The 26,064-nt window shown below is 65.1% G+C and carries 30 protein-coding genes and 1 pseudogene; 10 read left to right on the top strand and 21 right to left on the bottom strand.

Going from position 1 to position 26,064, the window contains the following annotated elements:
* The first annotated feature begins 257 nt into the window (after positions 1–257).
* On the top strand, positions 258–806 hold the full coding sequence (locus QFZ70_RS02075; RefSeq protein WP_307093867.1) for a GAF domain-containing protein: 549 nt from the start codon (positions 258–260) through the stop codon (positions 804–806).
* Positions 807–1,082: 276 nt separating this feature from the next.
* Complete coding sequence (locus QFZ70_RS02070) at positions 1,083–1,277, top strand: hypothetical protein (protein WP_307093866.1); 195 nt, start codon at positions 1,083–1,085, stop codon at positions 1,275–1,277.
* Between the two features lie 78 nt (positions 1,278–1,355).
* On the opposite strand, the gene trxB is transcribed toward QFZ70_RS02070, so the two are convergent.
* Positions 1,356–2,354, bottom strand: coding sequence for a thioredoxin-disulfide reductase (trxB, locus tag QFZ70_RS02065; protein ID WP_307093865.1), 999 nt, complete (start codon positions 2,352–2,354; stop codon positions 1,356–1,358).
* 128 nt (positions 2,355–2,482) lie between these two features.
* Here trxB and QFZ70_RS02060 point away from each other — a divergent pair, with 128 nt between their 5' ends.
* The 4 genes from QFZ70_RS02060 to QFZ70_RS02045 all read left to right on the top strand — a co-directional run bounded on the left by QFZ70_RS02060 (position 2,483) and on the right by QFZ70_RS02045 (position 4,442).
* Positions 2,483–2,833, top strand: coding sequence for a metalloregulator ArsR/SmtB family transcription factor (locus QFZ70_RS02060; RefSeq protein ID WP_307093864.1), 351 nt, complete (start codon positions 2,483–2,485; stop codon positions 2,831–2,833).
* Complete coding sequence (locus tag QFZ70_RS02055; protein ID WP_307093863.1) at positions 2,830–3,672, top strand: CPBP family intramembrane glutamic endopeptidase; 843 nt, start codon at positions 2,830–2,832, stop codon at positions 3,670–3,672. The genes QFZ70_RS02060 and QFZ70_RS02055 overlap by 4 nt, the downstream gene beginning before the upstream one ends.
* 66 nt (positions 3,673–3,738) lie before the next feature.
* A complete protein-coding gene (locus tag QFZ70_RS02050) occupies positions 3,739–4,017 on the top strand; it encodes a hypothetical protein (protein WP_307093862.1) in 279 nt (92 codons plus the stop codon).
* 14 nt (positions 4,018–4,031) lie between these two features.
* Positions 4,032–4,442 (top strand): nuclear transport factor 2 family protein, encoded by a 411-nt coding sequence (locus QFZ70_RS02045; protein ID WP_307093861.1) that lies wholly within the window; start codon positions 4,032–4,034, stop codon positions 4,440–4,442.
* A 17-nt stretch (positions 4,443–4,459) separates the two neighbouring features.
* Here QFZ70_RS02045 and QFZ70_RS02040 read toward each other — a convergent pair whose 3' ends face one another.
* The 3 genes from QFZ70_RS02040 to QFZ70_RS02030 all read right to left on the bottom strand — a co-directional run bounded on the left by QFZ70_RS02040 (position 4,460) and on the right by QFZ70_RS02030 (position 6,903).
* Positions 4,460–5,236 carry a hypothetical protein gene (locus tag QFZ70_RS02040; RefSeq protein ID WP_307093860.1) on the bottom strand — a complete coding sequence of 259 codons (777 nt, stop codon included), beginning with the start codon at positions 5,234–5,236 and terminating at the stop codon, positions 4,460–4,462.
* A gap of 181 nt (positions 5,237–5,417) precedes the next feature.
* Complete coding sequence (locus tag QFZ70_RS02035; RefSeq protein WP_307093859.1) at positions 5,418–6,458, bottom strand: NAD(P)-dependent alcohol dehydrogenase; 1,041 nt, start codon at positions 6,456–6,458, stop codon at positions 5,418–5,420.
* A 259-nt stretch (positions 6,459–6,717) separates the two neighbouring features.
* Positions 6,718–6,903 carry a hypothetical protein gene (locus tag QFZ70_RS02030; RefSeq protein WP_307093858.1) on the bottom strand — a complete coding sequence of 62 codons (186 nt, stop codon included), beginning with the start codon at positions 6,901–6,903 and terminating at the stop codon, positions 6,718–6,720.
* Positions 6,904–7,040: 137 nt separating this feature from the next.
* On the opposite strand from QFZ70_RS02030, the gene QFZ70_RS02025 reads away from it, so the two are divergent.
* The gene (locus QFZ70_RS02025) at positions 7,041–7,925 is read left to right on the top strand and encodes a helix-turn-helix transcriptional regulator (protein ID WP_307093857.1); all 885 of its coding nucleotides are present in this window, start codon (positions 7,041–7,043) and stop codon (positions 7,923–7,925) included.
* Between the two features lie 13 nt (positions 7,926–7,938).
* Here QFZ70_RS02025 and QFZ70_RS18915 read toward each other — a convergent pair whose 3' ends face one another.
* The 6 genes and pseudogenes from QFZ70_RS18915 to QFZ70_RS02000 all read right to left on the bottom strand — a co-directional run bounded on the left by QFZ70_RS18915 (position 7,939) and on the right by QFZ70_RS02000 (position 12,144).
* The gene (locus QFZ70_RS18915; protein ID WP_373461509.1) at positions 7,939–8,151 is read right to left on the bottom strand and encodes a PQQ-dependent sugar dehydrogenase; all 213 of its coding nucleotides are present in this window, start codon (positions 8,149–8,151) and stop codon (positions 7,939–7,941) included.
* The gene (locus tag QFZ70_RS02020; protein ID WP_373461508.1) at positions 8,105–9,076 is read right to left on the bottom strand and encodes a sorbosone dehydrogenase family protein; all 972 of its coding nucleotides are present in this window, start codon (positions 9,074–9,076) and stop codon (positions 8,105–8,107) included. Before QFZ70_RS02020 ends, QFZ70_RS18915 begins: the two co-directional genes overlap by 47 nt.
* A 93-nt stretch (positions 9,077–9,169) precedes the next feature.
* Positions 9,170–9,790: a suppressor of fused domain protein gene (locus QFZ70_RS02015; protein ID WP_307093856.1), complete on the bottom strand. Its 621-nt coding sequence runs from the start codon at positions 9,788–9,790 to the stop codon at positions 9,170–9,172.
* On the bottom strand, positions 9,787–10,179 hold the full coding sequence (locus QFZ70_RS02010; RefSeq protein ID WP_307093855.1) for a hypothetical protein: 393 nt from the start codon (positions 10,177–10,179) through the stop codon (positions 9,787–9,789). Before QFZ70_RS02010 ends, QFZ70_RS02015 begins: the two co-directional genes overlap by 4 nt.
* 281 nt (positions 10,180–10,460) lie before the next feature.
* A complete protein-coding gene (locus QFZ70_RS02005; RefSeq protein ID WP_307093854.1) occupies positions 10,461–11,273 on the bottom strand; it encodes a phosphatase PAP2 family protein in 813 nt (270 codons plus the stop codon).
* 75 nt (positions 11,274–11,348) lie between these two features.
* Positions 11,349–12,144: pseudogene (locus QFZ70_RS02000) on the bottom strand (oxygenase MpaB family protein).
* Positions 12,145–12,304: 160 nt separating this feature from the next.
* On the opposite strand from QFZ70_RS02000, the gene QFZ70_RS01995 reads away from it, so the two are divergent.
* The 3 genes from QFZ70_RS01995 to QFZ70_RS01985 are packed head-to-tail and all read left to right on the top strand — an operon-like array spanning position 12,305 to position 13,484.
* Complete coding sequence (locus QFZ70_RS01995; protein ID WP_307093853.1) at positions 12,305–12,814, top strand: LacI family DNA-binding transcriptional regulator; 510 nt, start codon at positions 12,305–12,307, stop codon at positions 12,812–12,814.
* A gap of 55 nt (positions 12,815–12,869) precedes the next feature.
* Complete coding sequence (locus tag QFZ70_RS01990) at positions 12,870–13,010, top strand: hypothetical protein (protein WP_307093852.1); 141 nt, start codon at positions 12,870–12,872, stop codon at positions 13,008–13,010.
* Between the two features lie 48 nt (positions 13,011–13,058).
* A complete protein-coding gene (locus QFZ70_RS01985; RefSeq protein WP_307093851.1) occupies positions 13,059–13,484 on the top strand; it encodes a universal stress protein in 426 nt (141 codons plus the stop codon).
* A gap of 197 nt (positions 13,485–13,681) precedes the next feature.
* Here the strand turns inward: QFZ70_RS01985 and QFZ70_RS01980 are convergent, their stop codons facing one another.
* From QFZ70_RS01980 to gcvP, 11 genes are all read right to left on the bottom strand, one after another.
* Entirely contained in the window at positions 13,682–13,924 is a 243-nt protein-coding gene (locus QFZ70_RS01980; RefSeq protein WP_307093850.1) for a hypothetical protein, read from the bottom strand.
* 153 nt (positions 13,925–14,077) lie between these two features.
* The gene (locus tag QFZ70_RS01975; RefSeq protein ID WP_307093849.1) at positions 14,078–14,293 is read right to left on the bottom strand and encodes a hypothetical protein; all 216 of its coding nucleotides are present in this window, start codon (positions 14,291–14,293) and stop codon (positions 14,078–14,080) included.
* Positions 14,294–14,297: 4 nt separating this feature from the next.
* Positions 14,298–15,239 carry a formyltetrahydrofolate deformylase gene (purU, locus tag QFZ70_RS01970; protein WP_307093848.1) on the bottom strand — a complete coding sequence of 314 codons (942 nt, stop codon included), beginning with the start codon at positions 15,237–15,239 and terminating at the stop codon, positions 14,298–14,300.
* On the bottom strand, positions 15,236–16,711 hold the full coding sequence (cycA, locus tag QFZ70_RS01965; RefSeq protein ID WP_307093847.1) for a D-serine/D-alanine/glycine transporter: 1,476 nt from the start codon (positions 16,709–16,711) through the stop codon (positions 15,236–15,238). The genes purU and cycA overlap by 4 nt, the downstream gene beginning before the upstream one ends.
* Complete coding sequence (locus QFZ70_RS01960) at positions 16,701–17,534, bottom strand: methylenetetrahydrofolate reductase (RefSeq protein WP_307093846.1); 834 nt, start codon at positions 17,532–17,534, stop codon at positions 16,701–16,703. Before QFZ70_RS01960 ends, cycA begins: the two co-directional genes overlap by 11 nt.
* Before the next feature lie 53 nt (positions 17,535–17,587).
* Complete coding sequence (gene lipA / locus QFZ70_RS01955) at positions 17,588–18,595, bottom strand: lipoyl synthase (RefSeq protein WP_307093845.1); 1,008 nt, start codon at positions 18,593–18,595, stop codon at positions 17,588–17,590.
* A gap of 13 nt (positions 18,596–18,608) precedes the next feature.
* Positions 18,609–20,036, bottom strand: a complete 1,428-nt coding sequence (locus QFZ70_RS01950) for an L-serine ammonia-lyase (RefSeq protein ID WP_307093844.1) — start codon at positions 20,034–20,036, stop codon at positions 18,609–18,611.
* A 213-nt stretch (positions 20,037–20,249) separates the two neighbouring features.
* Positions 20,250–21,551: a serine hydroxymethyltransferase gene (gene glyA / locus QFZ70_RS01945; RefSeq protein ID WP_307093843.1), complete on the bottom strand. Its 1,302-nt coding sequence runs from the start codon at positions 21,549–21,551 to the stop codon at positions 20,250–20,252.
* Between the two features lie 11 nt (positions 21,552–21,562).
* Complete coding sequence (gene gcvH / locus QFZ70_RS01940; protein ID WP_307093842.1) at positions 21,563–21,946, bottom strand: glycine cleavage system protein GcvH; 384 nt, start codon at positions 21,944–21,946, stop codon at positions 21,563–21,565.
* 98 nt (positions 21,947–22,044) lie between these two features.
* Positions 22,045–23,181, bottom strand: coding sequence for a glycine cleavage system aminomethyltransferase GcvT (gcvT, locus tag QFZ70_RS01935; protein WP_307093841.1), 1,137 nt, complete (start codon positions 23,179–23,181; stop codon positions 22,045–22,047).
* Positions 23,182–23,190: 9 nt separating this feature from the next.
* Positions 23,191–26,055 carry an aminomethyl-transferring glycine dehydrogenase gene (gene gcvP / locus QFZ70_RS01930; protein ID WP_307093840.1) on the bottom strand — a complete coding sequence of 955 codons (2,865 nt, stop codon included), beginning with the start codon at positions 26,053–26,055 and terminating at the stop codon, positions 23,191–23,193.
* Positions 26,056–26,064 lie beyond the last annotated feature (9 nt).

Below are 26,064 nucleotides of genomic sequence, written 5' to 3'. Positions count from 1 at the left end.
CTACCGCTTCAGTTTTCCAATGCGGTTCTAAGACGCTCACTTCCAAACGATTGCCTAAGCCTACCTTGGTTCCTCTGGACCGATTCACGGACGGACCTGGCATATCAATGGGCCCTGCACGGGCGTAGTCTCGGTAGTAGGAGATTTCGGGGTGACGGGGTAACCCGGAGGTTGAATACTCCGGTCTGCCCGCGAAGAGAGCGGCGGCCGTTGGCCGGGGCAGAGGCCCATGGCGCATCCAAAGGGATCGAGGCTGCATGGCCCAGGACAGCAGGTCCGAACATCATCAGGAAACGCAGCCGCAGGATCCGTTCCCGGACGGTACGGACATCTCTGGCTTCCTGGCCGGACTGGCAGCCATTGCCTCCGCCAGGGTGTCCTCTCCGGGTAACCGGATTCATACGGGCATAACCATCATCCAGCGTGAAAAGGCCGAGGCCCTGGCCGGCAGCGACGCCGCTGCGCGTGCCCTGGATGAGTTGCAGAACGGGTTTGGGGACGGCCCCTGCCTGACGGCACTGAGATCCGGAGCGCCACTCCTGGTTCCTGACCTCACCTGCGAGCACCGCTGGCCCGCCTACGTCAAGGCGGCCGACGAGAAGGGCGTATCCTCCATCCTTGCCGTTCCGCTGGACCTCGGCGATGAGGCAGAAGGGGTCCTGAACCTGTACTCCGGCAGGAGCAATGGCTTCTCCGATGACGATGTATCAACCGTGGAGGCGTTCGCTGAACAGGCCGCAGGGTCGTTGCGGCTGGCCCTGCACATTATCCGGCTCAGCAGAGTCAGGAGTGACCTGGCCACGTGATGAGACTCACCTGCAACATTCCGCGTATTGGTTGAGGTACTTCCCGCGCTCTGGGCACTATGGAAAAGCAGGGCGGGCCACTTCTGAGCAAACACTTTGAGCGGTCCGTGTGCTTGGTCACATCAGCTCCGCTGCGGTTGCCAATCCTCCCGGCAACCTGCACCATTAAAGTACAGGGAATGCGCTTTCCCACCTGCAGTCCGTCCTCATCGACGAGGACACGTTCCGGGCAAAGAAGACTCCGGGATGCTAACCGCATGAAATGGAAGTTGAATAATGACGTTCGATACCAATGATTCCGTGACCCTTAAGATCTGGGACAGGTCCGTCCTCCACCACACGCTGGAAACCGCGGTGAGCGACCTCTCTGCACGCCACAACACCACCAAGTGCCGCATTGCCGTCACCTGCAGCGGACCCAACACCTTTACCCTCAGCGTCCGCGACGACCTGGCTCTGGCCTCCGCCTAAGCTCACACGGCCAAAAGAGAAGCGGGCGACGACGGGATGTCCCGTCGTCGCCCGCTTCTTTAGTGCTTTCCGGCAGGGTCAGCTGTGAGTGGGTTCCTCGACCAGGGCGGTGGCGATGCTGTCCGCATCGTTCAGCGCGGCGAGGTAGCGTTCGGCGTCGAGGGCGGCGGCGCAGCCGGTGCCGGCGGCGGTGATGGCCTGGCGGTAGCGGTGGTCCACGGCGTCGCCGCAGGCGAAAACGCCTGAAAGGTTGGTGACGGTGGTGGGTGAGTCCACCTTGATGTAGCCGTCCTCGTCCAGGTCCACCTGCCCGGTCAGCAGTTCGGTGCGCGGCACATGCCCGATCGCCACGAAGATGCCTGTGGCGGCGTGCTCCCGGGTTTCGCCCGTGCCGGTATCCGTCAGCGTTACGCCGCTGACTTTCCCGTCACCGTGGATCTTAGTGACGGCTGAGTTCCAGGCGAAGCTGATCTTGGGGTTGTCCTTGGCACGCTGCGCCATGATGCGGGAGGCCCGCAGTTCACCCTTGCGGACGACGACGGTGACGGACTTCCCGAACCGGGTCAGGAACATCGCCTCTTCCATGGCCGAGTCACCGCCGCCGACCACGATGATGTCCTGTTCGCGGAAGAAGAACCCGTCGCAGGTGGCACACCAGGAAACACCGTGGCCGCTGAACTTCTTCTCCTCCGGCAGGCCGAGCTCCTTGTAGGCAGAACCGGTGGCCAGGATGACGGCTGGGGCCTGATAGGTTTCGCCGCCGCCGGTGACCACGCGCTTAAGGTGGCCCTTCAACCGGACCTCAGTGACGTCGTCGAACTGCACCTTGGCGCCGAACTTCTCGGCCTGCTCCTGCAGCCCGTCCATCAGCTCCGGCCCCTGCACACCGCCGGGGAAGCCCGGGAAGTTCTCCACTTCAGTGGTGTTCATCAGCGCACCACCGGCGGTCACCGATCCGGCCAGCACCAGCGGCTCGAGGCCAGCGCGGGCCGCGTAAATGGCGGCGGTGTAACCGGCCGGGCCGGAGCCGATGATGATCAGCTGCTCGGTTGCGGGGGTGTTCGCGTCAGGGGTCACGGCAGGTTCCTTTGCTTCAGGCGTATGGGAAAAGGCTACTGGGCATCCGCCTGCTGAGCGGGTACCGGTTCGGTGCCGGGTAGGACCAGCCATATCGACGGCTGTCAATTAGCTGCATAATGGGGTGCATGACCGCTCTGCAAACTCTTGGGCCCGAGGTGGACGCCTCCTGCTGCACTCCGGCCGCGAAGCCGGCACTCAGCGCAAAGGAAGCACGGCAGAGGGCGCTGGTTTTCAAGGCGCTGGCTGATCCGAACCGGCTCCGCCTGCTCTCCATCGTAAAGGCAGGGGAATCGGGAGAGGCCTGCGTCTGCGACCTCACAGAGCCGCTGGACCTCGGCCAGCCCACGGTGTCGCACCACCTTAAAATCCTGGTGGAGGCGGGACTGCTGCACCGGGAAAAACGCGGCACCTGGGCCTACTTCTCGCTGGTTCCCGGCGCGCTCGACGACGCAGCCGGACTCCTGGCGACGCTGTGAAGCAGCAATCGGCGCAAGCACAACTGCGTGAAGCCGCGCCCGCTCACCTGCCCCGCACGCCGCTGAACGTCATCCCGGCGGCGCTGGTGTCGGCGTCGGGCTTCCTGCTGTTCGCACGGGAGGACCGGGTCTCCGGTTTCCTCCTCCTGGCCGCCGCCCTGGTCCTGGCCGCCATGATCAGCCGCCGCCTTGTTATTGACCTGGCGTTGATTGGTGTGGGGCTGACCGCCATGAGCCTGGTCCCTATCACCACTGATATCAGTACTGAACACATGGCGGTGATGGGCACGGCGATGATCCTCGCCGTCGGTATCCCCTACGCTGCTTCGCGGTTCCTCACCAAGGATCACGCCATCCGGTTCCCCATTCGGACGGGCCAGCCCTGGACGCGTGCCGAAAAGTGGTACCTGCCCGCGGTCCTGCTGATCGGGTACGCCCTGATGCCCGTCTACATGATCCGGACCGGCGTCTACAACAACTGGCCCGCCGTCAGTGACCCCGAGGGCATCGCCCGGCTCTTCCTGGGAACCAACGTGCTGGGGATCTGGGACGAGCTGTTCTTTATCTGCACGGCCTTCACGCTCCTGCGCCGGCACCTTCCCGACTGGCAGGCGAACCTGCTTCAGGCGGTGCTTTTCACGTCATTCCTGTGGGAGCTGGGATTCCACTCCTGGGCACCGTTTTTCATCTTCCCGTTTGCCCTGCTCCAGGCCCGGCTCTTCACGATTACCAAGTCTTTGTCCTACATTGTCGGCGTCCACCTGCTGTTCGACTTCGTGCTGTTCCTGGTCCTCATCCACGCCCACAACCGCGAGTGGATTGACATCTTCCTCTACTGACGGGGCTTCCCGAATTAGGGTCCGCCAGCTCTGGACGCGCGTGCGGCGGGAGCACATAGTTGGAGCGTGCAGACACCCGACCCTGAACTTGAGGCCCTGCGGCAGCGGGCGGCCCGCGGTGATTCCGACGCCGTGGATGAACTGATGGAGAGCGCCGCCGAGCGCGGGGATCTCGACGAACTCCGGCGGCTGGCTGATGCCGGCAGCCGGGACGCGGCCGCCCAGCTCGCTGAAACGGCGGCGGAAAAGGACGATCTTGAGGAGCTCCGCCGCCTGGCCGCCGCGGGCAACTATGACGCCGCCGACGTGCTGGCCGAACTTGAAGAGGACGACGACGGCGCGTAGCTCGGGAGGGCACAATGAGTGAGGTTATAGACAAGCTGCTGGCCGCCCTGAACGCCCACGACGTCGAAGCCGCGGCGGCGCTTATTCATGAGAACTACCGCAGCGAGCAACCTGCCCACCCGGGCAGGGCCTTTGTGGGCCGTGCGCAGATGCACGCCAATTGGCAGGCGATGCTGGGAGGCATTCCGGATTTCCATGCCGAACTGATCCGCTCAGCCGATGACGGCGACATGACGTGGAGCGAGTGGTCCTGGACTGGAACCCGCACTGACGGACAGGACTTCCAGGTCCGCGGAGTGACCCTCTTTGAGGTCAGGGACGGAAAAATCACGGCCGGACGGCTGTACATGGAGGACGTCGAACAGTCCACCAGCATCGATGAGGACGTCGAAAGCATGTCGGGCCGGCGGCCAGAGCACCGCTAAAGTGCTTCGGTCAATCCTTACCCCGCCGGCCGGAGCGACGTGATCATCCGCCTGATGTTTTGGTACTCCGGCGTGTTCATGTATCGGCGGGCCTGTTCCAGGTACGGCAGGTTCTCGGCACCAGGGGTCACGTTGTTGTCCGGGTTGTAGAACGCACCGAACATCGCGGAGGTGGGTGGCCAGGTGAAGAAGTGGACAATTGGGCACGCCGAATCACCGGTAGGCGCGGGAACGGACGTGATGCCGTAGGCCGCCGCCGGGGTATCGGCCGGCCCGGGAGCGCTGTCGTCGCCGCGGGTCTCGAAAACAAAGCGGGGCGATGTCCCGTTCTGGGCCAGCGCGGGCAGCTCCTGGGTTTCCAGCTCTGCATACGGGTACTTCTCGAGGCAGGTTGAACCAATGGCCATGTTGGTGCGGAGAGCAGCCATCGGCTTTCCGGCCCTATTCGTGACTTCGGCGAACGCCCCGCCGCCTTCTGGCAGTTCCCCTGCAGGGTCTGTCACGCTCCAGGCAGCGGGCAGGTCAAACGCGAGTTGCCCGTCCGCCGTCGTAAACGTCACCCAGGAGCCGCTGGCGTTGGTGGTGGCAGGGGCACTCGTGTCCGGGGCTGTGGCTGGCGGGGAAGAATCTGCCGGCGACGCAGTCGGCGCAGTCAGGGTCGCCGTCGCATCCGGTGACGCGGAGGCGCCGGGCGAGGTGCTTGTCGCCGTCGGCGGGCCCGCCTGCGAACCGCACCCTGCAAGTACAACAGCAACCAGAGTCATCGCGGGTAGCAGCCCGCCGGACCTACGCATTTCACCCTCCCGGAGGTCAGAAAACTTGTCCTCCAATTGTGGAACCGCCGGCAGGTTTCGGGACCGGCCGCCGCTGATTGGCGCCGAACCGTTGTGCCGAATAACAGAAAAGCTTTGGGCTGTTAAGCACGGCGGCGGCCCGCCCCCTGGGGAGCCGGCCGCCGTCGAACGCGTTTTGTTATTAGAGGGTGGCGGTATCGATTACGAAGCGGTAGCGGACGTCCGAGGCGAGAACCCGCTCGTACGCGTCGTTAATCTTCTCGGCCGGGATGACCTCGATCTCGGCGGCGAGCTGGTGCTCGGCGCAGAAGTCCAGCATTTCCTGCGTTTCGCGGATGCCGCCGATCATGGAACCGGCAAAGGAGCGGCGGCCGCCGATCAGTGCGAAGGCGTTGACCGGGAGCGGCTCGGCGGGTGCGCCGACGTTCACCAGTGCGCCGTCGAGGGCCAGCAGCTGCAGGTAGGAGCTGATGTCGATCGATGCGCTGACAGTGTTGATGATCAAGTCAAAGGTACCGGCGAGGTCCTTGAAGGTGTTCTCGTCGCTGGTGGCGTAGTAGGCGTCGGCGCCGAGGCGCAGCCCGTCTTCCTGCTTCTTCAGGGACTGGGACAGGACGGTCACCTCTGCGCCCATGGCATGGGCGAGTTTTACGGCCATGTGGCCGAGCCCGCCAAGGCCGACGACGGCCACCTTCTTGCCGGGTCCGGCACCCCAGTGGCGCAACGGGGAGTAGGTGGTGATCCCGGCGCAGAGCAGCGGGGCTGCGGCATCGAGCTCGATGCCTTCCGGAATGCGCACCACGAAGTCTTCGGTCACGACGACGTGGCTGGAGTAGCCGCCCTGGGTGATGGTGCCGTCGCGGTCAACAGCGCCGTACGTTCCAACGTTGCCCTTGAGGCAGTACTGCTCCTCGCCCTTCAGGCAGTTGGCACACTCCTTGCAGGAATTGACCATGCAGCCGACGCCGACGCGGTCGCCAACGGCGTGCTTGGTGACGGCGGAGCCCACCTCGGTGACGATGCCGGCAATCTCGTGCCCGGGCACCAGTGGGTACTGCTGCGGGCCCCAGTCGCCGCGCACCGTGTGGATGTCCGAGTGGCAGATGCCGGCGAACTTGATCTCGATCAGGACATCGTGCGGACCGACTTCGCGGCGCTCGATGGTGGTTGCAATAAGGTCCTCTGTAGCGGACGGGGATGCATAGGCCTTGACGGTAGTCATGGTTCTCCTGTGGTTTTTGGGGGATTTCTTAAATGCTACCGGGGTGGAAGATGGCCAGCCCGGCATCAGGGGCCTGTAGCGGGGGCCCTGTTGTAACTGGTTCTGGCAGTCCTACCCTTGGCGGCCTTCGTACTCGTCGTCGATGATGTTAGGGGCTCAGCCCAGGGCCGTACGGGCGCCGTTCAATGTTCATGGTGGTTCCTTTCCTCCGGCTATTTACCCAAAGAGCAGCACTTTGTTGCATTCGCAGGGTGTGGTTCTATTTGGCGAGGATGTTCGGGTCATCGGCCCGCGCGGTTTGCATGCGGGCGGGCCAGGACCAGGAGTCGAACAGGGACAGCAGCGCTCCGCCGATCATGAGCAGCGCCATGGGGACCGCCGTATCCGAGCCGCCCAGCCCTGCAATGGGTGCGACGATGTCGGCGGTACTGACGGTTCCGCGCATGCGTTGGTACTCCATCCGGTTGGCTGAAAGGGAATACTTCCATCAAACCCACAGCCGTCAGACCTAGCGAGGGCCCTGCTGTAACTGGTTATGGCAGAGCCTCCCAGCGCCTTTCGGATCCGTCGTAACGTGTCTGTATGGATAACCGAGCCGAGGTACGTCAGTTCCTCTCAACCCGCCGCGGACGCATCACCCCCGAACAGGCAGGGCTGGAACCGTACGGCGGCCGGCGCCGGGTGCCGGGGCTGCGGCGTGAGGAAGTGGCCCGGCTGGCCGGCGTCAGCGTGGACTACTACACCCGGCTGGAGCGCGGAAACCTGACAGGTGTCTCGGACAGTGTCCTGGACGCCATTGCCCGTGCCTTGGAGCTGGACCGGGCTGAGCATGACCACCTCTACGACCTCGCGCGCACCGCCAACACGTCAGGCCGAAAGCGGGCTACGGCACCTGTCCCTGCAGGGGTGCGGCCCGAGCTTCAGTTCCTCCTGGACACCATCACCGGGGCGCCTGCCTTCATCGGAAACAACCGAATGGACATTGTCGCTGCCAACACCTTGGGCTATGCCTTGTACTCCGATATGTACCGCAGCACGGCCCGGCCGGCGAACCATTCCCGGTTCATCTTCCTGGACCCACGTGCCCACAACTTCTACACGGACTGGGAGCGGGCGGCGAACACCAACGTGGCCATCCTGCGCCGCGAGGCCGGCCGCAGCCCCCACGACAAGGGCATCGCCGAACTTATTGGAGAGCTCTCCATGCGCAGCGATGATTTCCGTACCCGCTGGGCTGCGCACAACGTCCGCCGCCACTACGCCGGTACAAAGTTTTTCCAGCACCCCGTGGTGGGACTGCTGGAACTGAACTACCAGGTCCTGGGGCTCGAAGAGGATCCCGGGCACTCACTCACGGTCTACCCGGCAACCCCCGGCAGCCCCTCTGAAGAGGCCCTCAAGCTCCTCGCCTCCTGGGCCGTCACCGAAAACATCGTGGAGCTGGCCCTGGCCGGCGCCCGGGGCTAGCCGGCGACGGGGGTTATCCCCGGGCCAGAGGGACTTCGAGGATCCGGTCGTCCTCAGGGCCGGGGTCGCCGCGGCCGTCCGTGTTGTTGGTGACGAACCACAGTGCCCCGTCCGGAGACACTGTTACGTCGCGGATCCGGCCGTATTCGCGGCTGTAGTGGTCCGTGGAGGTGGTGGGGTCAGAGACGCGGCACCGACCGCAGAACTTGTCCCCGCAGGTTGGCAATGAACAGGGTTCCGCCGGAGTATGCCATGCCGCTGGGACTGGCAGACGTCGGCTGCCATTGCTGCACCGGGTTCACGAAGCCTTCCCTGTCCGCGATTCCTTCAACAATCGGCCAACCGTAATTTGCGCCCGGCGTGATGATGTTCAACTCGTCCCAGGTGTTTTGCCCGAACTCAGTAGCGAACATCGTCCCGTCCGCTGCCCACGCCATGCCCTGCGGGTTCCGGTGCCCGTAGCTGTAAACGAGGGAGCCCGGGAAGGGGTTGTCGGCCGGAGCCTGTCCGTCAGGAGTCATCCGGAGGATTTTGCCGGCAAGGGAGTTCCGGTCCTGGGCGCTGTCACGCTGGCTCGCGTCGCCGGCGGCCACGTACAGCATGCCGTCGGGGCCAAAGGCGAGCCGGCCGCCGTCGTGGATGCTCGCAGCCGGAATGCCCTCCAGGAGCGTGTCCGGCTGCCCCAGCGACAGGGAACCGGGCTCGCCGCTCACCGCGAAGCGCTGGACGCGGTTGCCGCCAGCCGCCGTCGAATACACGTAGAGGTCTCCCCCGCTTCCAACGGCAAGGCCCAGAAGCCCTGATTCTCCCCTGGCATCCACCCCCTCTACGGTTCCGATGGGACGTGCCGAGCCATCCGGGGCAAGTTCGAGGATGCGCCCGCTGTTCCGTTCGCTGACCAGCGGCGTCCCGTTGCGGAACACCACGGACCAAGGCGCGGCAAGGCCCGTTGCCACCGGCTGCGGCGTGCCGCTGATGGTGGCTGCCGCAGTGCTTGAGGCTCCGGTGGATGGCGTAGGGGATGCCGGGGCCGAGGTGGCCGGCGCCGAAGTACTGGGAGCAGGGGAACTGCTGGCGGTAGGCGCGGGTGGCGGGGCTGGTGTGCAGCCCGCGAGCAGAATGCTTGTCCCGATAACAGCTGCCGTAAGCACTGATTTATGCACCTTGTTTCCCCTCAGTTGCTGTTCCCGCGACCATTCACCGCGTGTTTGTACTTTTTCGCCCTGCACACATAGCTGCGTGCCTTACCGGCGACGTCTCCTGAGGGCAGCCACCAGCCTTGAGGCTTTGCTCTTCCTGAGGCTCGGGTGGAGCTCCCGGTCCAGGTCCCAGGATTTAACTTCCCATTCCTCCCACATACCCAGCAGTTCGTCGGCCCGGTTGCCGTACCGGAACTCGGCTTCCTCCGGGAAAACCGGCAAGGCGTCGAGGAAGGTTACGTGGCGTCCGTCTTTCAGCTGCAGGTCGGGTAACAGGTCATCCGCGCGCTCCGTCAGAACCCAGCCAGTGAACCTGCGGCCTTCGATGACTTCCCAGTCGCCTGCGACGAATACTCCGTGGCGGGCCGGGTGCGGGGTGTCGCTGCAGACCATGTTCGAAACTAAATTTGCAAAGGCCTCGAGCATCTGTGGGGAGTCATGGTTCACCCCGCAAAAAACTTCCACCGTATGTGAGTGGCTGCGGCCTGCAGGACCAGGAACACTGATGCCGGCCGAAGCGTAGAAGTTAACCTCCATCCTCGAGGATCCCTTGGGCCATCTGAAGATCCCCACCGTGGTGCCTTCCGTCGAGGTCATGGTGCCGAACTCAGGCTCGGCGCCGACCACCGAAGTGTAGTGTTCTTCCAGCTCATCAAGGTGCTTCACGCCGCCTCCACTTCCACTAGGTCCAGGCACTCGATGATGATTTTTTCCGGCTCCCGAGGGTGGTCACCCCACACCCGAAACTGCACGTCCTCGGTCAAGGTCCTGATGCTGGCAATCGGGTCAAGGTAAACGGTGATGAGCTTAACCAGCCGCCGGCTGGTGAGCAATGTTCCTTCGAAGAGGAGCACCAGGCCTGAATCCGGCGCTGCCGTCGCTATCCGCAGGTCCACCTCGCCGTCAACATCGTGTTGGACAGCTATGGCCAGCATGCTCGGCGTCTCCCACTTGTTCGCGATGCCGTCGATATCGGGCACTACGGGGTCGTCCTCGGTTTCCAGGAGAAGCAGGGCGTTGGGGAATGCCACCCGTTGGCGGAGGAGCGTGCTCACGCTGCCTGCTCAGTGAGCACGGCGCGCGGCACGCCGAGACAGTAGCTCACAAAATCGTCGATGGCACTTGATTCCCCACATCTGCTCCCCATGTAGACATTCTGCCCCACACTGTCCGGCCCGCACCCTTCACGTTGATGTCCCCAGCGGCGGGAGCCGGCTGGTGGCTGACTCGACGATGCTCAGCGAGCCATGCACCGGTACGAGCCGGAGCTCCAGTCACATTAACCTGCGTTGCGGATCATGGCGCCTCTGATGGGCGTGCACCTGCCGGACGCAGATCAGGCAGGGTGCACGCGGGTGGTGAGGTAGAGGCGGTGGGCCGTGATGACCAGCGCCAACCACGCGGCTCCCAGCGCCCAGGCGCCCAGGACGTCGGTGAGCCAGTGGTGCCCGAGGTAAACACGGCTCAGCCCCATCGTGGCCGCAAAGACCCCTGCAGCCACACCGGTCAGGACCCGAGCGCGGGCGGACTTGAGTCGGAGGATGATCAGGTAGGCGACGATCCCCGCAATGACCACGGAGTTCAGCGAGTGGCCGCTGGGGAATGAGGCGGAGTATTCGTACGGCGGCACGGCGTCTGCGAGGTCCGGCCGGGTCCGGCCCACCAGTTCCTTGCCGGCGATGGTCATCAGGAGTGAACCGATGCCGGCAACAAGCATCAGAATGACCGGGGTCAAGGACTTCCGTTTCACCGCGAGCCCGATCATGATGGCCAGCGCCAGCACGGGCATGCCCACGGTCCCGCCCACGTCCGTGTAACCGGTGATGACCGTGTCCAGCACCGGGGACCTGAGCGTTTTCGCGCCGTCCAGGATCGGATGGTCCAGCCCCGCAACGCCGTCGGCCTGGACCACGGATTCGTACACCTCGGCGAACACCGCGGCAAGCGCAACGGCCAACACGGCACCGGCGGCAAGTGTGAGAACCAAAGCCGCATGTGAACCCAGCAGCCGGCTGATCCGCTGGACAGTGGAGGCCAGGAGCTGGCCGGGTTTGGTATCCCACCGAGTGAGGTCCTGCCCGCCAACAAAGCGGTCCTGGTGGACTTCCCCACTCACCCCGGCTTCCGGCAGATTCTTACCTGCAACCATTTTCCTGAGCCTCTCCCGCCACCACGAACTGAATTAGTAAGCAAGCTTATCTTGCCCGGCGGGCTTATGCGGGAACTACGCAATGACTCCCTGGCGGGGTGAAGTTTCCAGCTGGTTCAGGCAGTAGTTCTTGAACCAGTGCCGGATGCGCTGCGGCAGCTTCGGGTAGATAGCAGCCAGGGCCTTCATGGTGCGGTCGAAGCGGCGCTCGTGGCGGTCGCTCCAGGGCAGGCCGAAGTCGTTGCGCAACTGGTGGGGAAGGAGACCCGCGGTGAGGAACCTGGCGAACGGCATGATGGCGCGGTACCAGGGCGCGGCGCGCTTCGGGTAGAGGAGGCCCCCGGCCCACGCGTACGGCGTTCTCATCGGCGCGCAATGTGCGGATCCGCTCGTCCCAGTAGCGGCGGAATGCTGCCCTGTCCTCGGGCCACATCCGCTCCGGAAGCTGCAGGGCCGTGCCAAGTTTCGCGTAGTCGCGGTACATCGCGTCGGCGGCATCGTCGTCGAGCGGTCCGTAGATTTTCTCGGTGATGGTGAGGGCGGTGTCGTAGAGCGTCGCCGTCACCCAGAGCTGCAGGTCGGCGTTGTAGGCGTTGTATCCCGCGGAGTTTTCATTGGCAGCGCCGCGAACGGGCACGTGGGCCCGGTTCACCCGGCGGCGGACCTCCTTCAGCTGTTCGTCCGAGCCGTAAACGACGGCGTAGACGTAGGTGAGGGTGCCTGTGAGCCTGTTGATCGGGCGGTCGGTGAAGGTGCTGTGTTCGGCGACGCCGCGGCCCACGGCGGGGTCGGCGAGCTGCAGCAGGATGGCCCGTCCTGCTCCGGCCAGCAGGATGCCCTCTGCCCCCAAGTCCGCAAGTCCACGCACCATCTCAACAGGGTACCGGAGGAGCCGAAAGAACGGACGACGGCTGAACGCTTCTGCAGGAGTGCCGCGGCAAGCCCGCTAACGCTGCTCCTGCTTTTCCTCCGCTTGAAGCAAGGCGGATCAGTGCGGAATCCCGCTCGGGTTCGAAAAGAAGATGGGCTACGTGGCGGCCGATGACTATGAAGGAGCCCGGGACGTCCTGCGGTACCTGCGGGATGCCGGCCGCCAGCGCATTGCCACTATCACGGGCCCCGAAGATACTTCGGGGGGCATCCGGCGGCTGGAGGCCTACCGCGACGATCAGGGTGCTGACCTCAACGAAGCCCTCATCGCCCACGGTGACTACAGCAAGGAGAGCGGTGCGAAGGGAATGCGGGAACTCCTGGACCGTGATCCTGGCATCGACGCTGTTTTTGCCGCCAACGACCTCATGGCCCTGGGCGCCATGGAAGTCCTGCACGAGGCAGGGCGGCGGACCCCCGAGGACGTCGCCGTGGTCGGCTTCGATGACATCAGCGCGTCCTCCGCTTCCACGCCCGCGCTGACCACTGTGCGACAGCCCTTCGAGCGGATCAGCGAGGAAATGGTCCGACTGCTCCTGGATGTCATCGGCGGCAAGCGCCCGGCAGCCATCACCATCCCCACGGAACTGGTGGTCCGGGAATCGGCTTGACCGTTCTGAGCTGACCAGCCAAACCTGACGTAGTTGGTGGCGTTGGCGGGACGGCATGAGGGTCACCCGCCAGGCCCAGGCCGAGGGTACGTCCCGGTGGACTATCAGGGACGACTTTGAGCTCCCGGCGCTCAGCGCAGTGCAAAGCGAGGCCATCCGCAAGATGACATGGGGTTTCCAGGCCCCTGTTCCCTAGACTGGCTACGGAACGCTTAGTCACAGATACCAGCAAAAGGAGCACGGCATGAGCGGAGTAGTTGTTGTAGGTGTTGATGGCAGCGAGTCGGCCAGGAAAGCCGCGGAAGCCGCAAAGGACCTGGCCACGTCGCTGGGAGCGTCGCTCCACGTGGTGACCGCGTTTGAGACCGAAAGCGCCGAGACTTTCGGCGTCGGGTCGGACAAGGTGAGGATTTCCAACGCCGACAGCGCCGAAAGAGTCGCCAATTGGCTGGCCTCTAACACGGGACCGGGCTTGGAGATCACCCACTCCGCTGCCCGCGGCAAGCCCGCTGATGCCCTGATCAAGGAAGCCATGCGCCTGGACGCCCGGCTGATCGTGGTGGGTAACCGCAGGATGCGCGGGATCGGCCGCCTACTGGGCAGCGTCGCCAACAGCGTGGCGCACAACGCCCCCTGCGATGTCTACATCGCCAACACCTACGACGACTAGCAGCTAAGCCAAGCAGCGGGCGACGCCGGGACTTCCCGCCGTCGCCCGCGTGCGTTTGCGGGCAAGAAGGTGCGGGCCACCTGGATCATTGGTATTGCTCCCCCGGTGTTGCTTTGGGAGCCATGCGCCCAACACGGCCAGCGCACTGATCCAGGTTGTTGCCTGCCGTTTCCGGCCCGCACCGTCAGTACTGTCTGCTAGCTCGACACGTCCCTTTCGATCTCTTCGGCGAGGTCGTCCACAGCCTCGGGACGCAGGTTGATGCCGGCCTCGTCGAACCGTTCCTCAAGCACGTGGCTCACGTCGTCCTGGACGTGGCCCAGGCGGATCTCGTCTTTGACGTCTTCCGCAATGCTTTCCGCAGTCTCCACGCCGTCAACCTCCCCCACGCTGTCATCATCATCAAAAGGGGCACCGGCGATATCAGCTGAGTCAGTCATACCTCATCGTTGCCCGTTGCCGGCGTGCGGTCAACCACGGACCATCAGCGCCCGAAAGCGAGCGACTGCGCAACGGTGACCGTGATCAGGACAAGGAATGTGACACCAACCGCCCACGCTTCCAGCCGCAGCCTGATTCGAGGTCGAGGCCCGTTACGCCGCGATTTCCACTTGTACATAGTCCTCCTTGAGGAACATTCGGCGTTCGTGCCAGCCGTCGAGTACAACCCAGATGATGGAGCCGTCGGGCGTCGAGGCGTCTACGAACCCCGTGCCGATGGGGAGCCCGTGCTGTGAAAGCCGCACCGGCTGCCCCATCGGCAAGGCGTTCCACGAGACCCGGCGCCACTGCTGGCCCTTTGCCTTCATGGCTTTACCGAAGGATGACCGTGCGGTTGCCCAGCAGCAGGATCCGCCCCTCGCAGTGCCAGCGGACAGCGTTACGCAGCGCCACGCACTCGGCATCCCGGCCCGCCGCCACCAGGTCATCGGCGGTGTACGTGTGATCCACCTCGATGACCTGCTGCGAGATGATCGGGCCCTCGTCCAGCTCGGCGTTCACGTAGTGCGCGGTGGCACCGACGGTTTTCACTCCCCGCTCGTAGGCCTGGTGGTAAGGCTTGGCACCCTTGAAGCTGGGCAGGAACGAGTGGTGGATGTTAATGGTCCGGCCCGCGAGCTTGGCAGAGAGCTCGTCGCTGAGCACCTGCATGTAGCGGGCCAGGACCACCAGTTCCACGTCGAGTTCGTCCACGAGCTCCAGAAGCCGGGCTTCGGCGTCGGCCTTGGTGTCCTTGGTGACCGGCACGTGGAAGAACGGGATGCCGTCCCACTCCACCAGGCTCGCCTGGTCGCGGTGGTTGGAGACGACGGCGACGATCTCCACCGGGATATCGCCCGTCCGTGCCCGGAACAGCAGGTCGTTCAGGCAGTGGCCCATCTTCGACACCATCACCAGCACCCGGCGTTTCCGGCCCTGCGGCTCCAGTTGCCAGTTCATCTGCCATTGCTCTGCCAGTGGCGTGAAGTCCCGGCGCAGGTCCTCGGTGCTGAGTGGCTCCTGCCCGGCGGGAGACACTGACGGCCCCGAAGAGAAGTGCACGCGCATAAAGAAGTGCCCGTGTGCCTTGTCCCCGTACTGCTTGATGTCGATGATGTCGCAGCCGTGCTCCAGCAGGAATGCCGACACCGCGTGGATGATGCCCGGCGACTCTGCACAGTCAACAGTCAGGACATGCTCGACGGCGGCGGCCGGCTCCGGCGTCGCGGCCCCTCGTTCAGGGGCGGTTACAGGCGCATCCAGTGCCGTGCTCATTTCTTCACCCCGTCAAAGTCACGCCCGATGGCCGACGCCTCAGTGTCCATGTCCTGCGCCAGCTCCGACTGGAACCGCGCAAAACGGGCCACGTGGGCAGGACGGCGGCGCAGCACGAGCCAGGCGGCGCCGAGCACCAGGAACCACACCGGGGTGACCAGCAGCGCCAGAAGGGTGTCGGGCTGCGTGGTCAGTGCCCACAGGACGAAGGCGAAGAACGCGAACACCACCCAGACCATCGCCACGCCGCCGGGCATCCGGTACTTGGACGCCGCGTGCAGGTGCGGGCGCCGGCGTCGGAAGGCCAGGTAGCTGGCCAGGATGATGGACCAGACGAACACGAAGCAGACCGCGGACACGGTGGTCACCATTTCGAAGGCCTTGCCGATGTCCTGGCCCGCGTACATCAGGATGACGCCGGAGAGCAGCAGCACGCAGGAGAGGAACAGGGCGTTCTGCGGCACCTTGCGGTTGGACAGGTTGCGGAAGACCGACGGCGCATCCCCCTCCTGCGCCAGCCCGTAGACCATGCGGGAGGTGGAGTAGATGCCGGAGTTGGCCGAGGACATGGCCGAGCTGAGCACCACCAGGTTCACCACGGTGGCCGCGGCACCGAGGCCTGCCAGGGAGAACATAGCGATGAACGGGCTGTGGCCGGCCTGGAACTGGGTCCACGGGGTGACAGCCATCAGGATGATGAGGGCGCCCACGTAGAAAAGCAGCACGCGGATGGGGATGGAGTTGATGGCCCTGGGCAGGTTCTTCTCCGGGTCCTTGGCCTCAGCAGCCGTGGTGCCCACCAGTTCAATGCCCACAAACGCGAACACCGCAATCTGGAAGCCGGCAACAAAACCCATGAACTCGTTCGGGAACATCCCGCCATGGCTCCATAGGTTCGAGAAGGTGGCAGGGCCGGCGTCGGACTGGAAGCCCGTGAAGATCATGAACATGCCCACGATGATCAGCGCAGCGATGGCGATGATCTTGATCAGGGCGAACCAGAACTCGGTCTCGCCGAACGCCTTCACCGTCACCAGGTTCAGGAGCAGGAGGATGGCCACGGTGGCCAAGCCCGGGATCCACAGCGGCAGCCCCGGCCAGAGCTCCTTAGAATAACCGGCGATGGCGATGACGTCCGCGATGCCCGTGATCACCCAGCAGAACCAGTACGTCCAGCCGGTGAAGAAGCCCGCCCAGGGGCCTAGGAGGTCCGCGGCGAAGTCGCTGAAGGATTTGTAGTTCAGGTTGCTCAGCAGCAGTTCGCCCATGGCCCGCATAACGAAAAACAGCATGAAGCCGATAATCATGTAGACAAAAATGACGGACGGTCCGGCCGCCGAGATGGTTTTTCCCGAGCCCATGAACAGGCCTGTGCCGATGGCGCCGCCAATGGCGATCAGCTGGATGTGCCTGTTGGTGAGCTGCCGCTCAAGATGCGGTTCCTGGTGCGTCGTTGCAGGGTTAGTTGTCACGTGCTGCTCCTCGAATCAATGCTGTCTGGAGTGCTGAATTGGTCGCCTGGTCACGGCCGGCTGGCACGGACTCAAGGCTGTTGAAGCTGTAGAGATGGATACCGGCGAGATTGCCCGGTTGGCTTTCCAGCCCGGTGATCAGGCTGTCCGGCGAGTAGCGGTCCCCGCTCAGGAGCTTGCGGGCCAGAGGGCCCTTGCGGCTCAGGAACTTCAGGGAACTTCCGACGCCGATCTGCGTGGACAGTGCCACCAGCTTGGTCCGCGGGACGGACCCCGCCACGCCCGCCCAGACGGGCAGGTGGACGCCTTCGCGGCGCAGGAGCGCCGCGAAGTCATGGATCTTTCCGGCGGAGAAGCACATCTGGGTGACCACGTGCGAGGCCAGGTGCTGCTTGGCCAGCAGCCCGTCCAGCAGGTCCACCGGGCTGACGAGGGGGTGCCCCTCGGGGTAGCCGGCGACGCCTGCGCGCATCATTCCGCTGCTGTACTGCGCGATGTCCTCGAGGACCGGAAGGGCCGAGTCATAGACTCCGGCGGGCTGTTTCCGGTCTCCCCCAATAACGAAGACCTCGCGGATTCCGGCCGCATCGCAGCCGCGGACAATGTCTGTCAGCTCTGCGCGGGTGCGGATACTTCTCGCGGCGAGGTGCGGAATGACTCTATAGCCGGCGTCGGACAGTTCCACGGCGGTACGCATGGTCCGCTCGATGCCGTGGTGCGGCAGGCACGTGACGCTCACCGTGGTGGTCGCGGGCACGAGGGCCTGGACCTGCTCAACGATGCCCTGGGCAGGGATGATTTCGATTCTGACGGGGAACTTCATTGGTCCTCTCTCAACATCAGGTTCTGGGCAACAGGGAAGCCTGCTACGGAAATTCAGGCCGTGGCGGCGAGCAGTGAGCTGGCTTCCTGGCGGGTGGTGCCGGAGGACTCGATGTGGGCGAGTTCGGCGGGGATTTCCCAGCCCTTCTTCCGCATCGCGGTGGCCCAGAGCCGGCCTGCGCGGTAGGAGGAGCGGACCAGCGGGCCACTCATGACGCCGAGGAAGCCGAGCTCGGTGGCCTCGTTCTGGAGGTCCACGAATTCCTGCGGCTTGACCCACCGGTCCACCGGCAGGTGCCGTTCGGACGGGCGCAGGTACTGGGTGATGGTGATCAGGTCACAGCCGGCCTCGTGCAGGTCCTTGAGGGCCTCGGAGATTTCCTCGCGGGTTTCGCCCATGCCCAGGATCAGGTTGGACTTGGTGACCATGCCCAGGTTCCGGCCCTGGGTGATGACGTCCAGGGACCGCTCGTAGCGGAACGCGGGCCGGATCCGCTTGAAAATCCTGGGCACGGTTTCGACGTTGTGCGCGAACACCTCGGGTTTGGAGTCGCAGATCGCCTTGATGTGTTCGGGTTTGCCGGAGAAGTCCGGGATCAGCAGCTCCACGCCGGTGCCGGGGTTCAGCTCGTGGATCTTGCGGACCGTCTCGGCGTACAGCCACACGCCCTCGTCCTCTAGGTCATCACGGGCCACGCCGGTGACGGTGGCGTAGCGCAGCTGCATCGACTGCACCGACCGGGCCACCTTGGTGGGTTCGAACCGGTCGACCGGGGACGGTTTGCCGGTATCGATCTGGCAGAAATCACACCGGCGGGTGCACTCGGAGCCGCCGATCAGGAACGTGGCTTCCTTGTCCTCCCAGCACTCGAAGATGTTGGGGCAGCCGGCCTCCTCACACACCGTGTGCAGGCCTTCCTTTTTCACCAGGTTCTTGAGCTGGACGAACTCCGGACCCATCTGGACCTTGGCCTTGATCCACTCCGGCTTGCGCTCCACCGGGACAGCAGAGTTGCGCTGTTCAACGCGCAAAAGCTTCCGGCCTTCAGGTGCCAATGTCATTAGTTTTCTTCCTTCAGCATTCGACGACGTTGACGGCGAGGCCGCCCATCGCCGTTTCCTTGTATTTGGAGCTCATGTCCCTGCCGGTTTCGCGCATGGTCACGATCACCTCGTCCAGGGAGACGCGGTGGGAACCGTCGCCCCAGAGCGCCATCTTCGTGGCGTTGATCGCCTTGGCGGCGGCGATCGCGTTCCGTTCGATGCAGGGCACCTGCACCAGCCCGCCGATGGGATCACACGTCAGGCCGAGGTTGTGTTCCATCGCGATTTCGGCGGCGTTTTCCACCTGCGCCGGGGTTCCGCCCATCACTTCGGCCAGTCCGGCGGCGGCCATCGACGACGCCGATCCCACCTCGCCCTGGCACCCAACCTCAGCACCCGAGATGGAGGCCTGTTCCTTGTACAGCACCCCGACGGCGCCGGCGGCGAGCAGGAACTTCACCACGACGTCGTCGCGGTCCTCCTGGGTGGCGTTCTCCATGCCCGGAGCAAAGTGCAGCGCGTAATACAGCACCGCCGGAATGATCCCGGCCGCCCCGTTTGTGGGTGCGGTGACCACGCGGCCGCCGGAGGCGTTCTCCTCATTGACGGCGAGGGCGATCAAGTTAACCCACTCCTGCCAATACTTCGGGTCGTGGAACTCCTGGTCCTGGCCTTCGCTGTCCGGCCGTGAACTTTCCTTTTTCAGCCGGTCGTACCAGTCCGGGGCGCGACGCCGGACCTTCAGTCCCCCGGGCAGCACGCCTTCGCGCTTCAGGCTGCTGGCCACGCAATCCTCCATGACCGACCAGATGTGCAGCAGACCCGCGCGGATCTCCTCAGGGGTGCGGCTGTCCTCCTCGTTGATCCGCATGACGTCGCTGATGCCGAGCCCGGTTTCCCGGCAGTGTTCCAGCAGCTCGGCAGCGGTGCGGAAAGGCAGCGGCAGTTCCTTTTTGGATTCCTCGAGCTCCTGCTGGGCTGCGTCCTCCTCACCCTCGCGGACGATGAAGCCACCGCCCACGGAGAAGAACGTGGCAGTATGCAGGACGTTGCCGCCGGCGTCGGACACCGTGAAGGTCATGCCGTTGGTGTGCCGCGGGAGGATGGTCAGCGGCCGCAGGACCATGTCCTTCACCCCGTACGGCAGCGGCACGGCACCGGCAAGCTGCAGCACCCCGGTTTCGGCGATGGTTGCCAGCCGTTCCTCCACCTCTTCGGGCAGGATCAGCTCCGGATGGTAACCCTCCAGCCCCAGCAGGATCGCGGTCATCGTCCCATGCCCGTGGCCGGTCGCCGCGAGCGACCCGTACAAATCAACCCGCAGCGAAGCCACGTCCGCGAGCTTGCCGAAGCCCTTGAGCTCCTCCGCAAAGACAGCAGCAGCCCGCATCGGCCCCACAGTGTGCGAACTCGAGGGGCCGATACCAATTGAGAAAAGGTCGAATACGCCAACGGCCATGCTGGGATTCCTTACTAGACGTGTAGCGAGCGGTAAAGCGTCACCAAGGCGACGTGGGCACGAGGGGCCGGCGGAGCCGGACTTTTCGAAAGCGTGCGTCAAAGCGACGAAGTGGGCCCACACCGGCAGGGTCCCTCGCCGAGCTTGCGAGGCAAGGGTGCCGGTGGGGCGCAGCACGCGTGAAAATGTCCGGTCCGACGGTCCCGGGGGTGATTAAAGCCCCGGGTAGAGGGGGTGGGCGGCTGCTAGTGCCTCTACGCGGTGACGCAGCCCGGAAAGGTCGGTGCCGGCGTCGGCCGTCAAAGCCTCGGCGATGATGTCCGCAACCTCGCGGAAGGCTTCCTCGCCGAAGCCGCGCGTGGCCAGCGCAGGGGTGCCGATCCGCAGGCCGGAGGTGACCATGGGCGGGCGCGGGTCGAACGGGACGGCGTTGCGGTTGACGGTGATGTCGATGTCCGCGAGGCGGTCCTCGGCCTGCTGGCCGTCGAGCTCGCAGTTGCGCAGGTCCACCAGGACCAGGTGCACGTCGGTGCCGCCGGAAATCACGCTGATGCCCTTGGCCGTGACGTCCGGCTGGACCAGGCGCTCGGCCAGGATCCGGGCACCGGCCAGGACGCGCTCCTGGCGCTCCTTGAACTCCGCCGACGCTGCGATCTTGAACGCCACGGCCTTGCCGGCAATGACGTGCTCCAGCGGGCCGCCCTGCTGGCCGGGAAACACAGCCGAATTGATCTTCTTGGCGATGTCGGCGTCGTTGGTCAGGATGATGCCGCCGCGCGGACCGGCGAGGGTCTTGTGCGTGGTGGACGTGGTGACGTGCGCGTGCGGCACCGGCGATGGGTGCAGTCCCGCGGCGACGAGCCCGGCGAAGTGCGCCATGTCAACCATCAGGTAGGCGCCCACCGAGTCGGCGATCCGGCGGAACTCGGCGAAGTCCAGCTGGCGGGCGTAGGCGGACCAGCCGGCTACGATCAGCGCCGGCTTGGTTTCCTGCGCCAGGCGCTCCACCTCGGCCATGTCCACGGTGTGGGTGTCCTCGCGGACGCCGTACGGCACCACGTTGTAGAGCTTGCCGGAGAAGTTGATCTTCATACCGTGTGTGAGGTGGCCGCCGTGGGCCAGGTTCAGGCCCATGATGGTGTCGCCCGGCTTGATCAGCGCGTGCATCACCGAGGCGTTGGCCTGCGCGCCCGAGTGCGGCTGGACGTTAGCGAAACCGGCGCCGAAGAGAGCCTTGATCCGGTCGATGGCGAGCTGTTCGATGACGTCCACGTGCTCGCAGCCGCCGTAGTAGCGCTTGCCCGGGTAGCCCTCGGCGTACTTGTTGGTCAGCACCGAGCCCTGCGCCTGCATCACGGCGACGGCGGTGTGGTTCTCGGAGGCGATCATCTCCAGGCCGTCGCGCTGGCGGGTGAGTTCGTCGTCGATCTTCGCCGCGACCTCCGGATCCAGCGCGGAGAGGTCCGCGTCCAGGGACGGGGAGACGATCTGCTCGAAAGCTACCGTGGTGGTCATGCCCGCGCCGCTCACAGCTCGCCGCCGTTGGCTGAGGCGTACTCTTCAGCGGACATCAGGGGGCCTTCTTCGGTGACGGCCACCTTGAACAGCCAGCCCGCGCCGTAGGGATCGTTGTTGATCAGCGCGGGGTCGGAGACCACCTCGTCGTTGATCTCGACGACTTCACCGGTCACCGGGGCGTAAAGGTCGGAGACGGACTTGGTGGATTCCACCTCGCCGCAGGTCTCCCCCGCGGTCACGGTTGAGCCAACCTCGGGCAGGTCCACGTACACAATGTCGCCCAGCGCCTCGGCAGCCACAGCCGAGATCCCGATGTTGGTGGGGCCGGATCCGTCAACAGCAACCCACTCGTGCTCGGCGGAGTACTTCAGTTCAGCAACAACTTTTGCCATGTGTATTTCCTTAGGTAGGTATGAAAACGTGAGAGAGCGTTGGCTCAAAACACGCATTAAGTGAGAGAGCGTTCCGCGTTAAGTGAGAGAGCGTTTGGCTACTTGGTGCGCTTGTAGAACGGGAGTTGGACTACTTCGAAGGGCTCGGGCTTGCCGCGGAGGTCGATGTCCAGCTTGGTGCCAAGTTCTGTGTGTTCGACGTCGACGTAGGCCAGGGCGATCGGGTACCCCAGGGTGGGGCTGGGCTGGCCGGAGGTCACCTCGCCCACCACGTTGCCGTTCTTGAGGACCGGGTAGTGGCTGCGGCCGGCGCGGCGTCCGAGGCCCTTGAGGCCCACGAGCTTGCGGCCGGACGTGGATCCTGCGCCCAGTTCCTTGAGCTCCGCCAGCACGGCCTTGCCGATGAAGTCGGACTCCTTCTTGAGCGAGACCACCGGACCCAGGCCTGCGGCGTAAGGGTTGCCGTCGCGGGAAAGCTCGTTGCCGTAGAGCGGCATGCCGGCTTCCAGGCGGAGCGAGTCGCGGCAGGCCAGGCCGGCGGGGATGAGTCCGTGGCCCGCGCCCACCTCCAGCAGCGCGTCCCACAAACGGGCGGCGTCCTCATTGGGAACGTAGATTTCGAAGCCGTCCTCGCCGGTGTACCCGGTGCGGGCCAGCAGCAGCTCCTGGCCGGAGATTTCCACGTCGACCGCTGCGTAGTACTTCAGTTCGTTCACCAGCGAGTGCTGCCCGGCGGGGACCAACTGCAGCAGAATGGCCTCTGCGTTCGGGCCCTGCACGGCAACCAGCGAGGTCTCAGCCGAGACGTCTTCCACGGAGACATCGAAGCTGGCTGCCCGCTCGGCCAATGCCGCGGCCACAACCGCAGCGTTGCCCGCGTTCGGGACTACCAGGTACTTGTCCACTCCTTCTTCAGGAGACGGGCGGCGGTAGGAGATGAGGTCGTCGATGATGCCGCCGTCTTCCTGGCAGATCAGCGAGTACTTGGCCTTGCCCACGGCGACGGCGGACAGCTTGCCGGCCAAGGCGTAGTCGAGGAAAGCTCCGGCGTCGGGGCCGGTGACCCAGACTTCACCCATGTGGGAGAGGTCGAACAGGCCGGCGGCGTTGCGCACGGCGTGGTGCTCGGCCAGTTCGGAGCTGTACTTCAGGGGCATCTGCCAGCCGCCGAAGTCGGTGAAGGAGGCGCCGGCGATCTTGTGCTGCTCGTAGAGCGCAGTGTAGTTCTCAGTCAACGGAATTCCCTAGTTCTCAAATTCGGAAAGCGGCGGGCAGGAGCAGACCAGGTTGCGGTCCCCTGCCGCGCCGTCGATGCGGCCGACGGGCGGGAAGTACTTATCCTGCCGGAGCGAGGCCACCGGGAAAGCGGCCTGCTCACGCGGATACGTCCGGTTCCAATCGGAGGAGACGACGGCGGCTGCCGTGTGGGGTGCGTTGCGCAGCGGAGACTTCTCCACGGTGAAGTCACCGGCGGCCACCTGGTCGATTTCCTTGCGGATGGTGATCATTGCCTCGATGAAGCGGTCGATCTCCGCGAGGTCCTCGGACTCGGTGGGCTCCACCATGAGCGTCCCCGCCACCGGGAAGGACAGCGTGGGGGCGTGGAAGCCGAAGTCGATCAGGCGCTTGGCCACGTCCTCCGCGGTGACGCCGGTCTTGGCGGTCAGGTCGCGCAGGTCCAGGATGCACTCGTGCGCCACGAGGCCGCTCTCCCCGGTGTAGAGGACCGGGAAGTGCTCGTCCAGCCGGGCAGCCACGTAGTTCGCAGCGAGCAGCGCGGACTTGGTGGCCTCGGTCAGGCCCTGTCCGCCCATCAGCTTCACGTAGGCCCAGGAAATGGGCAGCACGCCGGCGGAGCCGAAGCGGGAAGCGGAGATCGCGACGCCGTGTCCGGCCTCGTGCGCAGCCTTGTTGGCATCACCCGGCATGAACGGCGCCAGGTGTGCTTTCGCAGCAACCGGTCCGACGCCGGGTCCGCCGCCGCCGTGCGGGATGCAGAAGGTCTTGTGCAGGTTCAGGTGGGACACGTCGCCGCCGAACTTCCCCGGCTGCGCCAGCCCGACAAGCGCGTTCAGGTTGGCGCCGTCGACGTACACCTGGCCGCCGGCCGCGTGGATGGCATCGCAGACTTCGCGGACGTCGGCGTCGTACACCCCGTGGGTGGACGGGTACGTGATCATGATGGCCGAAAGGACGTCCTTGTTGGCCTCAATCTTGGCGTGCAGGTCGGTGTGGTCGATGGTGCCGTCGGCAGCAGTAGCCACCACAACCACCTTCATGCCGGCGAGGACGGCGGAGGCTGCGTTGGTGCCGTGGGCCGAAGCCGGGATCAGGCACACGTTGCGCTGAGCCTCGCCACGGGAGTGGTGGTAGCCGCGGATCGCCAGCAGGCCGGCCAGTTCACCCTGGGAACCGGCGTTGGGCTGGATGGACACCTGGTCGTACCCGGTGATCTCGGCCAGGTCGGCTTCGAGCCCGGAAATCAGCTCCCGCCAGCCGGCAGTCTGCGAATCCGGGGCAAACGGGTGGATGGAGACGAACTCAGGCCAGGAGATGGCTTCCATCTCGGCGGTGGCGTTCAGCTTCATGGTGCAGGAGCCCAGCGGGATCATGGTGCGGTCCAGCGTCAGGTCCCGGTCCGAGAGGCGGCGGATGTAGCGCAGCAGCTGGGTTTCGGAGTGGTGCGTGTTGAAGACCGGGTGCTGCAGGTAGGTGGAGGTGCGCAGCACGGACTCCGGCAGCTCGAACCCGGAAGCCGCCGCAACGGGACCGGCGCCAAAGGCGACAACAACCGCGGAGAGGACCTCCGGCGTCGTGGTTTCATCGACTGACACGCCAACTGTGTCCGCATCGATGAGGCGCAGGTTGATGCCGCGGGCTTCGGCGGCAGTGATCACCTTGGCAGCCTTGCCGGGCACGCGGACGGTGAGGGTGTCGAAGAAGGTGTCGGACACCAGTTCGCGGCCGGCGGTCTTCAGCGTGGTGGCCAGGGCGCGGGCGTTGTTGTGGACCGTTTCTGCGATCGCCTTCAGGCCGTCCGGGCCGTGGTAGACGGCGTAGAAGGAGGAGACGATGGCCAGCAGGGCCTGCGCGGTGCAGATGTTGGACGTGGCCTTCTCGCGGCGAATGTGCTGCTCGCGGGTCTGGAGGGCCAGTCGGTAGGCGGGGACCCCGGCGTCATCCTTGGAAACGCCCACGATGCGGCCGGGGAGGGTGCGCTCCATGCCCTGGCGGACCGCCATGTAGGCGGCGTGCGGGCCACCGAAGAACAGCGGGACGCCCAGGCGCTGGGTGGAGCCGACGGCGATGTCCGCGCCCTGCTCGCCCGGCGGGGTGATGAGGGTGAGGGCCAGGAGGTCGGCGGCGACGGTGACCAGCGCGCCGCGGTCCTTGGCCGCGGCGATGACGGCGGTCTGGTCCCAGACGCGGCCGGAGACGCCGGGCTGCTGCAGGACCACGCCGTTGATGCTGCCGTCGGGCAGTCCGTCGGTGAGGTCCGCGACCTCCACCTCGAAGCCGAGTGCTTCGGCGCGGCCGAGGACGATGGCGATGGTCTGCGGGAGGAGGTCGGCGTCGAGGACGGTCTTGCCGTCCTTCGCGCCTGCGTTCTGGCCAGTGGCCCTATTGGCCCTGCGCATCAGCAGCACGGCTTCGGCGACGGCGGTGGCCTCGTCGAGCAGGGAGGCGTTGGCCACGGGAAGTGCGGTGAGGTCCTGAACCATGGTCTGGAAGTTCAGCAGCGCTTCAAGCCGGCCCTGGGAAATCTCGGGCTGGTACGGGGTGTAGGCGGTGTACCAAGCGGGCGCTTCGAGAATGTTGCGGCGAATCACCGGCGGGGTCACGGTGTCGTAGTAGCCCTGGCCGATCATCTGCACGGCCATCTTGTTTTTGCCGGCGAGCTTTCGGAGCTCGGCGAGGACCTGGACTTCGCTGAGGGCGCTCTCGAGGCTGAGGGGCTTGTCCTGGCGGATGGAATCCGGGACCGCGCTGTCAACCAGGCCATCGAGGCTGTCGTAGCCGACGGCCTTGAGCATGGTGTCGATGTCGGACTGGCGGCGTGCGCCGATATGGCGGTCTGCGAAGGTGGTTGGGGACGATTGAACCGTCATGAGAGGAAC

The organism is Arthrobacter sp. V1I9 (assembly GCF_030817075.1).
Lineage (GTDB): Bacteria > Actinomycetota > Actinomycetes > Actinomycetales > Micrococcaceae > Arthrobacter.
This window is presented reverse-complemented; position numbering and strand designations above follow the sequence as displayed.